The following is a 13,815-nucleotide window of genomic DNA, read 5'->3' on the forward strand; positions in this document are numbered from 1 at the left end:
CGGGAATTCGAATATCACTATTCGGTCACACCTTTTTCAATTACACCGATGTGGTTTGTTACTAACGTTTCATTTGTGCAACCTGTGACGTACGGTGCAGTTGGTACCGCATGTTGTAGTTGTTATGAATGTGATTTCTGCGACTTACGGGACCAACGGATCGAGCCCGCTTTTGCCTTACGCGGGCACCAGCGCGCTGGAGCCTTAGGAGACCTAGTCAATGGGACGCAGCATTCGCCCCTTCAGCGGTGGGCTGGCCGCCCGGCTGGGTAGTCGCGTCGGCACCGGGTCGCTGGTTTTCGGTGTCGTGACCGCGTCCGTCTTCGCCTCCGGGGTCGGCCTCGGCCCGGCCTCGGCCCAGCCCGGCAGTGGCGAGATCGCCGCTCTGGTCACCGACCTCGCCAACGCCAACCAGAAACTTCAGGACCTCGGCGCCTCCATTCAGACCCGGCAGGAATCGGTCAACAAGGCCATTGCCGACGTGCAGACCGCCCGCGACAACGCCGCCACTGCCCAACAGTCCATTGAGACAAGCCAGCGCGAGCTACACGACGCCAACGCGGCGATCGCCGCAGCACAGGCTCACTTCGACAAGTACGCCGAGGCCGCCTATATCAACGGGCCATCTGCCAACTATCTGACCGCCACCGATCCCGGCGAGATGATCAACACGGCCGCCACCGGTCAGGCCCTGACCATCAGTTCGCAGGAGGCCATCGCCGACCTGCAACGCACCCGCACCGAACTGGCCAATCGTGAATCCGCGGCTCGGCTGGCCAAGCAGAAGGCCGATCAGGCCGTCAACGACGCGCAGGCCCGCCAGGACGACGCGGTCAAGGCCCTGACCGACGCCCGGTCGACATTCGCCGAGCAGCAGACCCAACTCGATCAGCTGGTCAGCCAGCGCAACGCGGCTCAGGCCAAGCTCGACGCCGTACGCACGAAATGGGCGGGGAACAGCGGGCCGGCCACGGCGCCCGGTACGCCCGCGGCCGATCCCGGCCGCTACGCCGCAAACTGGGACGGCGCGCCCGGTGCTGGCGGCGGTCCCCGGAAGTGGGACGAAGGCGGCTGGGACCCGACCCTGCCCAAGATCGCCAGCGCAAACATCCCCGGTGACCCGGTCGCCGTCATCAACAGCGTGCTCGGCATGACGGCCACCTCGGCGCAGGTCACTCAGCAGATGGGCCACAGCTTCCTGCAGAAGCTCGGCCTGGTGCCCGCCGATGTCACCAAGACCGGCTTCACCAACGGCGCCATCCCGCGGGTCTACGGCAAGCAGGCCTCGGAGTACGTGATCAAGCGCGCCATGTCGCAGATCGGCGTGCCGTACTCCTGGGGCGGCGGCACCGCGGCGGGTCCGAGCACGGGAATCGACTCGGGCTCTGGCACGGTGGGCTTCGACTGCTCGGGCCTCATCCTCTACGCGTTCGCCGGCGTCGGCATCAAGCTGCCGCACTACTCCGGCAACCAGTACGAGATGGGCCGCAAGATCCCGACCTCGCAGGCCCGTCGCGGCGACGTCATCTTCTACGGTCCAGGCGGCAGTCAGCACGTCACCCTCTACCTCGGCGACGGGAAGATGCTCGAAGCCCCCTACACCGGCTCGGACGTGCACATCTCGCCGGTGCGAACCAGCGGCATGACGCCGTACGTGATCCGCTACATCGAATACTGACCCAGGGCGAGCGAAGCGACGGGAAGAAAGCTCAGGGCGAGCGAAGCGACGGGAAGAAAGCTCAGGGCGAGCGAAGCGACGGGAAGAAATAGGGGTTATTGCATTGCAGGGCAAGGAATTTCACCGGAGAGACGTCCTCGCGGGCGTCGGCGCGCTCGCGCTGGCATTCGCGATCGGGACGGCGCCGCGCGCTGCGGCCGACCCCGACGGTGGCTGGGATCCGACCTTGCCCGCCAAACCCAGCTCCGGCGCCCCCGGCGACCCGGTGGCCATTGCCAACGCGACTTTCCAGGCCAGCCAGTTGGCCCTGCAGACCACGCAGAACCTCGGCCAGAGCTTCCTGTCCAGCCTGGGTCTCGGCGGCAAGCCGAGCGGCGGTGGCGGCGGAAGCGCCGCGATGATGCCGGGCGGCCGGGTCGGCGGGAAGCAGGCCATCGAATACGTCATCCGGCGCGGCGGCTCGCAGATGGGCGTGCCGTACTCGTGGGGCGGCGGCACCCTGACCGGCCCGGGACCCGGCGTCGACTACGACGCCGGCAAGATCGGCTACGACTGTTCCGGGTTCACGCGCTACGCCTACGCCGGCGTGGGCGTCCAGATCCCGAAGTACTCGGGCGACCAGTACAACACCGGCCGCGCCATCGCGCCGTCGGAAGCCAAGCGCGGCGACCTGATCTTCTACGGCCCCGGCGGCAGCCAGCACGTCACGATCTATCTGGGCGGCGGGAAGATGCTGGAAGCCTCCGGCAGTGCCGGAAAGGTGACGGTCAGCCCGGTCCGGATGGCCGGCATGTCACCGCACCTGTCCCGCATCATCGAGACCTGATAATCACCTGAGTCGGCCGTGCCGACGTCGACGGATACCCGACTGCCTGGAATAGTTGAGTCCGGGCGCGCCGCTATATTGGCGGCTACCCGCTAGACCAGCGATTTTGTGTACGACGAATCAGACGGAACAGCCGGTCTGAATAAACCTGGGAGGAAGCTAGATGACGTCACCGAGTGGGCCACCCGACGGCGCCGGAGGCTACTCAGGCCCGGCTCCCACGCAGGGTTACCCGCCCGGGGCGCATGCCGCGCCGACCGCACAGCAGCCCGCCAGTGGATCGTTGCAGTCCGAGGTGCACACCCTCGAGCGGGCGATCTTCGAGGTCAAGCGCATCATCGTCGGCCAGGACCAGCTGGTCGAGCGCATGCTGGTCGGCCTGCTGGCCAAGGGCCACGTGCTGCTCGAAGGTGTGCCGGGTGTCGCCAAGACGCTGGCTGTCGAGACCTTCGCCAAGGTGGTCGGCGGCTCGTTCGCCCGCATCCAGTTCACTCCCGACCTGGTGCCCACCGACATCGTCGGTACCCGCATCTACCGCGTCGGCAAGGAAGAGTTCGACATCGAACTCGGCCCCGTGATGGTCAACTTCCTGCTCGCCGACGAGATCAACCGCGCGCCCGCCAAGGTGCAGTCGGCGCTGCTGGAGATCATGGCCGAGCGCAAAATCTCCATCGGCGGCAAGACCTTCCCGCTACCCAGCCCCTTCCTCGTGATGGCGACCCAGAACCCCATCGAGCAGGAGGGCGTCTACCAGCTCCCCGAAGCGCAGCGCGACCGCTTCCTGTTCAAGCTCAACGTCGGTTACCCATCGCCTGAGGAAGAGCGCGAGATCATCTACCGGATGGGCGTCAAGCCGCCGGAGCCCAAGCAGATCCTCACCACCGACGACCTGTTGCGCCTGCAGGACGTGGCCGCCAACACCTTCGTGCACCATGCGCTCGTCGACTACGTGGTGCGCGTCGTCACCGCCACGCGCGAGCCGGAGAAGTTCGGCATGCCCGACGCCAAGGCCTGGATCGCCTACGGCGCCTCGCCGCGTGCCTCGCTGGGCATCATCAGCGCCTCCCGTGCGCTGGCCCTGGTGCGCGGGCGCGACTACGTCATCCCGCAGGACGTCGTCGAGGTCATCCCCGACGTGCTCCGGCACCGCCTCGTGCTTACCTACGACGCGCTGGCCGACGAAATCTCGTCGGAGACCGTGATCAACCGCATCCTGCAGACCGTCGCGCTGCCTCAGGTGAATGCCGTTCCGCAGCAAGGGCATTCGGTGCCGCCGGTGATGGCCGGCGCGGCTGGGGCCTCTGGTCGGTGACCGCTCCCGGGTCTGATCGTTCGGAGTCGCCGAAGTCGTCTGATCGTTCGGCTTCGCCGCGGTCCGGCAGGTCGGTGGATTTGCCGTCGTTGCAGCGCGGCCAGATACGGGACCCCGAACTGTCGGCCGCGCTGCGCAAGCTCGAGCTGACCATCCGCCGCAAGCTGGACGGGGTGTTGCACGGTGACTACCAGGGCCTGATGCCGGGCCCGGGCTCCGAGCCGGGGGAGTCGCGGCTCTACCAGCCCGGCGACGACGTGCGCCGGATGGACTGGTCGGTGACGGCCCGCACCACGCATCCGCACGTGCGGCAGATGATCGCCGACCGGGAACTGGAGACCTGGTTGGTCGTCGACATGTCGGCCAGCCTGGACTTCGGTACCGCGGGCTGCGAGAAGCGCGATCTGGCTGTCGCGGCGGCGGCCGCGATCGCCTTCCTCAACAGCGGTGGCGGCAACAGGCTGGGCGCCATCATCTCCAATGGCGACACCGTGCGCCGGGTGCCGGCGCTGTCGGGGCGGCTGCACGAGCAGGAGCTGCTGCGCGCCATCGCCACCACACCGAAGGCGCCCGTCGGGGTCCGCGGTGACCTGGCGGCGGCCATCGATGCGCTGCGGCGGCCAGAGCGGCGGCGCGGCATGGCGGTGATCATCAGCGATTTCCTGGGGCCCATCAACTGGATGCGCCCGCTACGGGCCATCTCTGGGCGGCACGAGGTGCTGGGCATCGAGATCATCGACCCCCGTGACGTGGAGCTGCCGGCCATCGGCGACGTGGTGTTGCAGGACGCCGAGTCCGGCATCACCAAGGAATTCACCATCGACGAGCAACTCCGCGACGACTTCGCCCGGGCCGCGCAGGCCCATCGCGACGAGGTGGCCCGCACGCTGCGCCGATGCGACGCCCCGCTGCTGACGCTGCGCACCGACCGGGACTGGATCGCCGACGTCGTCCGGTTCGTGGCGAACCGCCGCCGCGGCGCCATGGCGGCCCGGTAGCCGCCGGTAGTTGCCCAGACCGCCGCGCGGCGCGCTGTAGCGCGCCGATTTCGGCCCGCACCGGCTGAGACGATAAGTTGACCACCATGAGTGACAGTGTTGCCACGGAAAGTGCCGCCACGCCTGCCGGCGGTCGCCCGGCTTTCGTTTCCCGTTCCGTGCTGGTCACCGGTGGTAACCGGGGTATCGGCCTGGCCATCGCGCAGCGCCTGGCCGCGGATGGCCACAAGGTTGCGGTGACCCACCGCGGTTCGGGTGCGCCCGAGGGCCTGTTCGGCGTCGAGTGTGACGTCACCGACACCGAGGCCATCGACCGCGCGTTCAAAGAGGTCGAGGAGCATCAGGGCCCCGTCGAGGTGCTGGTGTCGAACGCCGGCATCTCCAAGGACGCGTTCCTGATGCGCATGACCGAGGAGCGGTTCACCGAGGTCATCAACGCCAACCTCACGGGCGCGTTCCGGGTCACCCAGCGGGCCTCGCGCAGCATGCAGCGCAAGCGGTTCGGCCGGATCATCTACATCGGCTCGGTGTCGGGCATGTGGGGCATCGGCAACCAGGCCAACTACGCGGCCGCCAAAGCCGGCCTGATCGGCATGGCGCGCTCCATCTCCCGTGAGCTCTCCAAGGCGGGCGTGACCGCCAACGTCGTCGCCCCCGGTTACATCGACACCGAGATGACGCGCGCCCTCGACGAGCGCATCCAGGAAGGTGCGCTGGAGTTCATCCCGGCCAAGCGCGTGGGCACCGCCGAAGAGGTCGCCGGTGCCGTCAGCTTCCTGGCGTCGGAGGACGCGGGCTACATCGCCGGTGCGGTGATCCCGGTCGACGGCGGCATGGGCATGGGTCACTGACCCCACATTCTTTGGCTTACCAGAACTCAGAAGGAGTCAGCACAATGGCAGGTTTGCTCGAAGGCAAGCGGATCCTGGTCACCGGGATCATCACCGACTCGTCCATCGCGTTCCACATCGCGAAGGTCGCCCAGGAACAGGGTGCTGAGCTGGTGCTCACCGGCTTCGACCGGATGAAGCTGATCCAGCGCATCGCCGACCGGCTGCCGAATCCGGCGCCGCTGCTGGAGCTCGATGTGCAGAACGAGGAGCACCTGGCCTCGCTCGGCGAGCGCGTCACCGAGGTGATCGGCGAGGGCAACAAGCTCGACGGCGTCGTGCACTCCATCGGCTTCATGCCGCAGAGCGGCATGGGTATCAACCCGTTCTTCGATGCCCCGTACGAGGACGTCGCCAAGGGCATCCACATCTCGGCGTACTCCTACGCCTCGCTCGCCAAGGCACTGCTGCCGATCATGAACTCCGGCGGCGGCATCGTCGGCATGGACTTCGACCCGACCCGCGCCATGCCCGCCTACAACTGGATGACGGTCGCCAAGAGCGCACTCGAGTCCGTCAACCGATTCGTCGCGCGCGAGGCCGGCAAGTACGGCGTGCGGTCCAATCTCGTTGCGGCAGGCCCCATCCGGACCCTGGCCATGAGCGCCATCGTCGGTGGCGCCCTCGGCGACGAGGCCGGCCAGCAGATGCAGCTGCTGGAGGAGGGCTGGGACCAGCGTGCGCCGATCGGCTGGAACATGAAGGACCCGACGCCGGTCGCCAAGACCGTCTGTGCCCTGCTGTCCGAGTGGCTGCCCGCGACCACCGGTTCGATCATCTACGCCGATGGTGGCGCCAGCACCCAGCTGCTCTGATTGTCTTGTTTCCGCCGACACGGCGTTCCAGCAGGCGTGGTCTCGCACTTCGCCTGCCGGGGCGCCGTTTCGTCTGAGGAGGGGCCGAGCTAGTGGACATTGACGCACTACTGCTGCTGTCGTTCGGCGGGCCGGACGGCCCCGACGACGTCCGTCCGTTCCTGGAGAACGTGACGCGCGGACGTGGGGTACCGCCCGAGCGCCTGGACGCCGTCGCCGAGCACTACCTGCATTTCGGGGGTGCGTCGCCGATCAACGGCATCAACCGGGCGCTGATCTCGGAGCTCGAGGCGGCGATGCCGGAGCTGCCGGTGTACTTCGGCAACCGCAACTGGGATCCATATATCGAAGACACGGTTACCGCCATGCGGGACAACGGAGTTCGTCGCGCCGCGGTATTCACCACCTCGGCATGGGGCGGTTACTCCAGCTGCCGGCAGTACATCGCGGACATCGCGCGGGGCCGCGCCGCGGCCGGACCGCAGGCACCGGAGCTGGTGAAGCTGCGCCAATACTTCGACCATCCGCTGTTCGTCGAGATGTTCGCCGAAGCGATCGGCGAAGCGGCCGCCCGGTTGCCCGCCGAACTGCGCGACGATGCCCGGCTGGTGTTCACCGCGCACTCGATTCCCGTCCGGGTCGATGAACGGGACGGGCCGCGGCTCTACAGCCGTCAGGTCGGCTATGCCACCCGGCTGGTCGCCGCCGCCGCCGGATACGACGAGTACGACCAGGTCTGGCAGTCCCGGTCCGGGCCGCCCCAAATCCCTTGGCTGGCCCCGGATATCGGTGATCATCTGGCCGCGCTCGCGGACGCCGGCACCAAGGCCGTCATCGTCTGCCCCATCGGGTTCGTCGCCGACCACATCGAGGTGGTGTGGGACCTCGACAACGAACTGGCCGAGCAGGCCGCCGAGGCGGGAATCACGTTGGCGCGCACCACGACTCCCAATGCCGATCCGCGCTTCGCCCGGTTGGCGGCGGCGCTGGTAGAGGAGCTGCGCACGGGAGCGGCGCCGGCGCGGGTCGAGGGCCCGGATCCCGTGCCCGGTCACGGCTGCAGCGTCAACGGCGCATTGTGCCTGCCGGGCTGCTGCGGCGACTGACGGGGCCTAACGCTCCCAGGCGGAGTGCAGGATGGCCGTCACCGCGGCCAGCCGGGCGGAGCGCACGACATCGGCGAGCGGCCGCATGGCCTCGCTGGCGATCTGCATCTCCGATGCGCTCTGCAGGCCGATGGGCGCCAGCCCCGCGCTGACGGTGATGATCGCGTCGATGTGGGCAGCCGTCTCCAGCACCCGCACCGCCCGGGTGGGGGCGTGGTCCGGCAGCCGGTGCAGGTGTCCGGCCTCGAGCAACTGCTCGACCATTTCGCGCGGATCGTCGATGTCCGAACCCGGTTCGGCCCGCAGGCGCCCGAGCGCATCGGCCGCGGACCGGACCGCGTCGCGCAACCGGTACTCCTCTTCGCCGAGGTCGAAGTGGCCGACCACCGGTGCGGCCGGCAGCGAGTACACCGTCCAGGACAGCGCCTTGACCTCGGCGTCGTCGGTGTCGTCCTCGTATTCGAAATCGGGGACCAGCCCGACGGCTTCACCGTAGTTCGAGGTGACGACGACGGCTTCGCCCGCGTCGATGGCGTCCTGCTGGAACTGGGTGCCGGGGGGCAGGCCGCGGACATCGCCGGGTACGGGCAGTACCAGGCTCATGGCCGGCTCCGAGCGCGCTGCACCGGCGGCGTGCCGCAGCGTCTGGAGCAACGTGACGCCGCCGTAGTTGGTCAGGTCCGGCCACGGCAGGCCGGTCCGGCTGGCCGCCACTGCGTCGTAGGCGGCAATGGAATGCCGTGGCGCCCAAGGCGACAACGCATCCAGGACATCGTCAGGTGCGGCCAGGCCGGCATGCCAGGCATTGGCCCACACCGTCAGCGAAACACTCGGACACCACATGATGCACGCAGTGTAAAACGCTCCGGCCCATAACGCCTGCAAGGCGCTACTCTGGTCGCATGCCGGTGCCGTTGCTGTGGCTCGTCTTGGCCATCGGGCTCGCCGGTGCCGAAGCGCTCACCGGTGACATGTTCCTGCTCATGCTCTCCGGCGGCGCCCTGGCGACGGCGGGCCTCAGCTGGGCCACCGGCTGGCCCATCTGGGCCGACGGCGCTTCTTTCCTCATCGTGTCGGTCCTGCTGCTGGTCCTGGTGCGGCCGGCGTTGCGCAAGCGGTTGGGCGCCCCGGGCCTGCCGGAGCCGGTGAGGGCCTTGGAAGGCAAGACCGCACTGGTCCTCGATCGGGTGGCCCGCCACGAAGGGCAGGTAAAACTCGACGGCGAAATCTGGACGGCGCGTCCGCTGGACGACGACGATGTCTTCGAGCCCGGCGATCACGTCACGGTGGTGCGGATCGACGGCGCCACCGCGGTGGTCTTCCGGACCATCTGAACCCAAGGGGAGCTGAAATTGACTGGTGCACTTGTTCTTCTGCTGATGCTGGTGGCACTGGCCATCGTCGTGGTAGTCAAATCGGTGGCGCTCATCCCGCAGGCCGAGGCGGCGGTCATCGAGCGGCTGGGCCGCTACAGCAAGACGGTCTCGGGGCAGTTGACGCTGCTGCTGCCGTTCATCGACAAGATCCGGGCGCGGGTCGACCTGCGTGAGCGGGTGGTGTCGTTCCCGCCGCAGCCGGTGATCACCGAGGACAACCTGACGGTCAACATCGACACCGTCGTCTACTTCCAGGTGACCAGCCCGCAGGCCGCGGTGTACCAGATCAGCAATTACATCGTCGGCGTCGAGCAGCTGACCACCACGACGCTGCGCAACGTGGTCGGCGGTATGACGCTGGAGCAGACGCTGACTTCTCGCGACTCGATCAACGCCCAGCTGCGCGGCGTGCTCGACGAGGCCACCGGCCGGTGGGGCCTGCGCGTCGCGCGGGTCGAGCTGCGCAGCATCGATCCGCCACCGTCCATCCAGGATTCGATGGAGAAGCAGATGCGGGCCGACCGGGAGAAGCGCGCCATGATCCTGACCGCGGAGGGCGCCCGCGAGGCGTCGATCAAGCAGGCCGAGGGCCAGAAGCAGTCGCAGATTCTCGCGGCCGAGGGCGCCAAGCAGGCCGCGATCCTGGCGGCCGAGGCGGACCGGCAGTCGCGCATCCTGCGCGCACAGGGCGAACGTGCCGCCCAGTACCTGAATGCGCAGGGCCAGGCGAAAGCCATCGAGAAGACGTTCGCCGCCATCAAGGCCGGCCGGCCCACCCCGGAGCTGCTGGCCTACCAGTACCTGCAGACCCTCCCGCAGATGGCGAAGGGCGAAGCGAACAAGGTGTGGGTCGTGCCCAGCGACTTCGGTTCCGCGCTACAGGGTTTCACCAAACTGCTCGGGGCGCCGGGGGAGGACGGGGTGTTCCGCTACACGCCGTCGCCCGTCGATGACTCGGCCGCGAAGGCCGCCGAAGACGATGCCGACGAGGTCGCCGACTGGTTCTCCACCCAGACCGACCCGGCCATCGCACAGGCGGTCGCGAAGGCCGAGGCCGAGGCCCGTACCCCGGTCCAGCAGCCGGGCTACAGCGCGCCGCCCTTGTCGGTGCCGCCGGCCCCGCCGACGCAGCCGATCGAGTCCCGCCAGACCCCTGAAATCGACCCGCCCGCCGGGCAACACGCGAGGTGACCATGAGCCTGTTGACGTCCCGCAAGACCTACACCGCGCTGAGCCTGTTGCTCGCCGGCGATGCCGTGGCGTGTGCCGTGCCCATCGCGCCCATCGAGAAGTCGCTGGCGTCGGTGAACTTCCCGCTGGAGTACCGGTGGGTCCTGGTCGGGTCCAAGGCGGCGGCCGCTGTGGGTCTGCTTGCCGGGCAACGAAATTCGGTGCTGGCGCGGCTGACCACGGCGATGCTGGCGCTGTACTTCACGCTCGCCGTCACCGCGCACGTCAAAGCCCACGACAAGCCCCAGAACGCCGCACCAGCCGTGCTGTTCCTGGCACTGTTCAGCGCGATGACAGCGAAAGGGCTGCCCGAGCGCGAGGCCTAGGTCTGCTGCAATCGCAGTTCCACCATCGGTAGCGGGATGTCGCGGTCCCCGATCGACTGGCCGAGCGTCTGTTCGAGCACCGGCCGGAACTGCGCCCAGTACTTGGGGTGGCGGGTCCGGTAGTCGTCCAGCGTCCGATCGGTTTCGGCCTGATCGAGCACCCGGGCCGTCGCAGGTGCGGCGCCGCGACTGCCGATCCAGATCCGGACCCGGGGATTGGCGCAGATGTTGCGGAACCACTGCGCGGTGGTCCCGAACCCGGAGGCCACGATGAAGGTGCCGGCGTGCGGCCGGTCGATGATTTCGAGTACGACGTAGCGACGCTGACCAGAGCTGCGGCCGACGTGCTCGAGCATCAGCATGCGCGAGCCGAGCAGTGCTCCCAACCGCGCCCGGTACAGCCAGACGGGGGCCCGCACCAGGCGGCGGTTACGCAGCATCCGGGCGCCGAGGTCGGCGAGTGCGCTCATGAGCCCACGGTGTCCTGTGCAGCGGCGTGGGCGCGGCGATGGAGCCGGACCTCGTAGATCAGTCCGCAGATTCCGATGGTCGCGGTGCAGGCCGACACGACCAGCAGCGACGGCCGAATCTGTCCCGTGAGCGCGTCGCCGAGGATGACGACCGCCGCGGTGCCCGGCAGCAGGCCGAAGAACGTGGCGATCGCGTACGGCAGCACCCGGACCGACGAGGCACCGGCCGCATAGTTGAGCACCGAGAACGGCACGGCCGGGATCATGCGCATCGACAAGATCGCCGCCCAGCCCCGTTGCTTGAGCCGGGCATCGAGGCTGTCGATGTGCTTGTGCGACAACTTGCTCAGGTGCCAGCCCAGCACCCGCACCAGCCAGAGCGCGATCAACGCGCTGAGCGTGCTGGCGATGACGGCGAGCGTGACGCCGAGGGCGGAACCGAACAACAGCCCTGCGGCGAGGGTGAAAGCGGTACGGGGGAACGGCAGCACCGTGACGACGGTGTGGGCCAGCAGGAAGGCCAACGGGAACCACGGCCCCGCCGCGGCCGCCCAGTCGCGCATCTCGACCGCGTTGGGCAACGGCACCCAGATCGCGATTGCGACAAGAATCACAATCGCCGTTCCGATGCCGGCGGCTCGTCTGGGCGGCATCTGCGCTGCAGTGGCTTGCACCGCAGACAGGACCGTGCGCAGCGCGCTGACAACGGAGTTCACGTCTTCCAAGGGTACGGGGCGACCGGCTGATCACCGCTGTCAGGAGCGGGTGCGTTGGGACGTCGATCGCGGCAACTCGTCGCGGTCAGAGGTATGGACAGCCGGGTGTGCGGTGGAGCTACTGGGTAGTAGCGACCTGCGTGATTTAGCCTGAATTCCAAGTGTGATAGGCATTTCTGCATGCAGTGCCATATGTCTGATGGCCGAAAGATTGGGAGTCGCCGGTGACTGTCGACGCGTCCACCGTTCGGGACCGCTACGCGCGGTGGCAAGAGAACGTCGCCGGCGTGCTCGCCAAGAGCACCCGCAAGGCAGTCGAGGAACTGCCGGCAGACCCCGAGCGTCTGCTCGATACGCCCACTTATGAGGGATTCCCGGTCCGTCCCCTCTACACCAGCCTGGACGGCCTGGCCGAGCCCTCGCTGCCCGGACACTGGCCTTTCACCCGCGGCGGTGACGCCCACCGCGACGTGCTCGCCGGCTGGAAGGTGACCGAATCCTTCCCGATCTCCAGCGACACTGAAGTCGCCGACGCCCGCGTGGTCAACGGGGCCATCCTGCTTGCCCTGACCGACGGCACCAGTGCCCTCGAGGTTCGGGTCGGAACGGGCGGCGTGCCCGTCGACCAGCTGGATCGCGTATTCGAAGGTGTCTTCCTGGACCTGGTTCCGGTGCTCCTCGATGCCGGCGCCGACGTTGCCGGTGCCGCCGACCAGCTCCTCGCGCTGGTGAAGGCGTTCGACGCCGACCAGCGCGGCCGGTTGTCGATCGACCTCGGCGCCGACCCTCTGACGGCGCCGCTGTCGGGTCGTGCCGCCGCGGCCGAAGCCGACGTCGTCGCCACCGCGGCGAAGCTGACCGAGTACGACGGGGGAGTGCGCGCCGTCACGGTCGACGCCGCCGCGTTGCACAACCTAGGCGCCAGTGCCTCCCTGGAGCTCGCGGGTGCCATCGCCGCCGGTGTCGCCTACCTGCGCCTGCTCACCGGCGGCGGGCTGTCCGCCGCTGATGCGTTGCGGCAGATCAGTTTCCGTTTCGCGGCCGACGACGACCAGTTCGCCACGATCGCCAAACTCCGGGCGGCGCGCCAGCTTTGGGCGCGGGTTGCTGAGGTTGTCGGTGCACCTGACGCCGGTGCCGCAACGATTCACGCCGTCACCTCCAAGGCCATGATGTCGCAGCGCGACCCGTGGGTGAACATGCTGCGCACCACGCTCGCCGCGTTCGCCGCCGGTGTCGGCGGTGCCGACACCGTGCTGGTCGAGACGTTCGACGCTGCCATTGCCGGCGGATTGCCCGGAACCGCAGTCACTTTCAGCCGCCGCATGGCGCGCAACACCCAGCTGTTGCTGCTGGAGGAGTCGCACCTGGGCCGGGTCGTCGACCCGTCGGGCGGCTCGTGGTTCGTCGAGGACCTCACCGACCAGCTGGCGCAGCAGGCCTGGGCGAAGTTCCAGGACCTGGAATCGCGGGGTGGATTTGTTGCGGCCCGCGATCACCTGAGTGCCCAGATCGCCGAAGTCGCGGCCCGGCGTGCCGACGACATCGCGCACCGGCGCACCGCCCTCACGGGTGTGAACGAGTTCCCGAACCTCGCGGAAAACGCACTCGCACAGACTGATTCGTTCCCCGGCGTGGTCCGGTACGCGGCGGCCTTCGAGGCGCTGCGCAACCGCTCCGACGGCTACCTGGCGAAGACCGGCAAGCGGCCGCAGGCGGTGCTGCTGCCCGTCGGACCGCTGGCCGAGCACAACGTCCGCACCACGTTCGCCTCGAACCTGCTGGCCTCCGGAGGTGTCGAAGCCGTCAACCCCGGAACCGTCGACGCTGCGGGTGTCGCGGCCGCCGCCGCGGGCCAGGTCGTCGCGGTGGTCTGCGGCACCGACGCCCGCTATGCCGAGGAAGCCGGTGACGTCATCAAGGCCGCCCGCGCGGCCGGCGTCGCGCACGTCTACCTTGCCGGACCGGAGAAGGCGGTGGCCGCTGCCGCTGCTAAACCCGATGCGTACCTGACCATGAAAATCGATGCCGTCGAAGCGCTTTCGACCCTGCTCACCCGATTGGGGGCATGA

At 68.4% G+C, this 13,815-nt stretch carries 14 protein-coding genes; 11 read left to right on the forward strand and 3 right to left on the reverse strand.

The features are described from left to right. The first annotated feature begins 220 nt into the window (after nucleotides 1-220). The 7 genes from ripA (at nucleotide 221) to AC3WTE_RS19280 (ending at nucleotide 7,625) form a co-directional block, all read left to right on the forward strand. Entirely contained in the window at nucleotides 221-1,678 is a 1,458-nt protein-coding gene (ripA, locus tag AC3WTE_RS19250) for an NlpC/P60 family peptidoglycan endopeptidase RipA (RefSeq protein WP_492440004.1), read from the forward strand. Between the two features lie 103 nt (nucleotides 1,679-1,781). Further along, a complete protein-coding gene (ripB, locus tag AC3WTE_RS19255) occupies nucleotides 1,782-2,504 on the forward strand; it encodes an NlpC/P60 family peptidoglycan endopeptidase RipB (RefSeq protein ID WP_459370041.1) in 723 nt (240 codons plus the stop codon). Nucleotides 2,505-2,667: 163 nt separating this feature from the next. After that, nucleotides 2,668-3,816, forward strand: a complete 1,149-nt coding sequence (gene moxR1, locus AC3WTE_RS19260) for a chaperone MoxR1 (RefSeq protein ID WP_492440005.1) — start codon at nucleotides 2,668-2,670, stop codon at nucleotides 3,814-3,816. Nucleotides 3,817-3,890: 74 nt separating this feature from the next. Continuing rightward, nucleotides 3,891-4,814: a DUF58 domain-containing protein gene (locus tag AC3WTE_RS19265; RefSeq protein WP_459370043.1), complete on the forward strand. Its 924-nt coding sequence runs from the start codon at nucleotides 3,891-3,893 to the stop codon at nucleotides 4,812-4,814. 86 nt (nucleotides 4,815-4,900) lie between these two features. After that, nucleotides 4,901-5,665: a 3-oxoacyl-ACP reductase FabG1 gene (fabG1, locus tag AC3WTE_RS19270; protein WP_492440007.1), complete on the forward strand. Its 765-nt coding sequence runs from the start codon at nucleotides 4,901-4,903 to the stop codon at nucleotides 5,663-5,665. Nucleotides 5,666-5,709: 44 nt separating this feature from the next. After that, nucleotides 5,710-6,519: an NADH-dependent enoyl-ACP reductase InhA gene (gene inhA, locus AC3WTE_RS19275; RefSeq protein ID WP_492440009.1), complete on the forward strand. Its 810-nt coding sequence runs from the start codon at nucleotides 5,710-5,712 to the stop codon at nucleotides 6,517-6,519. A 92-nt stretch (nucleotides 6,520-6,611) separates the two neighbouring features. Further along, entirely contained in the window at nucleotides 6,612-7,625 is a 1,014-nt protein-coding gene (locus tag AC3WTE_RS19280) for a ferrochelatase (RefSeq protein WP_492440011.1), read from the forward strand. A gap of 6 nt (nucleotides 7,626-7,631) precedes the next feature. On the opposite strand, the gene AC3WTE_RS19285 is transcribed toward AC3WTE_RS19280, so the two are convergent. Continuing rightward, complete coding sequence (locus AC3WTE_RS19285; RefSeq protein WP_492440013.1) at nucleotides 7,632-8,468, reverse strand: Rv1486c family protein; 837 nt, start codon at nucleotides 8,466-8,468, stop codon at nucleotides 7,632-7,634. Nucleotides 8,469-8,527: 59 nt separating this feature from the next. Between AC3WTE_RS19285 and AC3WTE_RS19290 the strand changes: the two genes are divergently transcribed. Genes AC3WTE_RS19290 through AC3WTE_RS19300 form a run of 3 tightly spaced genes read left to right on the forward strand, consistent with a single transcriptional unit; the run spans nucleotide 8,528 to nucleotide 10,557 of the window. Further along, on the forward strand, nucleotides 8,528-8,959 hold the full coding sequence (locus AC3WTE_RS19290; RefSeq protein WP_492440015.1) for an NfeD family protein: 432 nt from the start codon (nucleotides 8,528-8,530) through the stop codon (nucleotides 8,957-8,959). Nucleotides 8,960-9,004: 45 nt separating this feature from the next. Further along, nucleotides 9,005-10,192 (forward strand): SPFH domain-containing protein, encoded by a 1,188-nt coding sequence (locus tag AC3WTE_RS19295; protein ID WP_492440192.1) that lies wholly within the window; start codon nucleotides 9,005-9,007, stop codon nucleotides 10,190-10,192. 2 nt (nucleotides 10,193-10,194) lie between these two features. Continuing rightward, a complete protein-coding gene (locus AC3WTE_RS19300; RefSeq protein ID WP_492440016.1) occupies nucleotides 10,195-10,557 on the forward strand; it encodes a DoxX family protein in 363 nt (120 codons plus the stop codon). On the opposite strand, the gene AC3WTE_RS19305 is transcribed toward AC3WTE_RS19300, so the two are convergent. Next, on the reverse strand, nucleotides 10,554-11,027 hold the full coding sequence (locus tag AC3WTE_RS19305) for a nitroreductase family deazaflavin-dependent oxidoreductase (RefSeq protein ID WP_492440018.1): 474 nt from the start codon (nucleotides 11,025-11,027) through the stop codon (nucleotides 10,554-10,556). The two genes, AC3WTE_RS19300 and AC3WTE_RS19305, sit on opposite strands and share 4 nt — an antisense overlap. Then, complete coding sequence (locus AC3WTE_RS19310; protein WP_492440020.1) at nucleotides 11,024-11,743, reverse strand: TVP38/TMEM64 family protein; 720 nt, start codon at nucleotides 11,741-11,743, stop codon at nucleotides 11,024-11,026. Before AC3WTE_RS19310 ends, AC3WTE_RS19305 begins: the two co-directional genes overlap by 4 nt. Nucleotides 11,744-11,967: 224 nt before the next feature. On the opposite strand from AC3WTE_RS19310, the gene mutA reads away from it, so the two are divergent. Next, nucleotides 11,968-13,815 (forward strand): methylmalonyl-CoA mutase small subunit, encoded by a 1,848-nt coding sequence (gene mutA / locus AC3WTE_RS19315; RefSeq protein WP_492440022.1) that lies wholly within the window; start codon nucleotides 11,968-11,970, stop codon nucleotides 13,813-13,815.

Source organism: Mycobacterium sp. FW102-FHT13B02, from assembly GCF_058790275.1.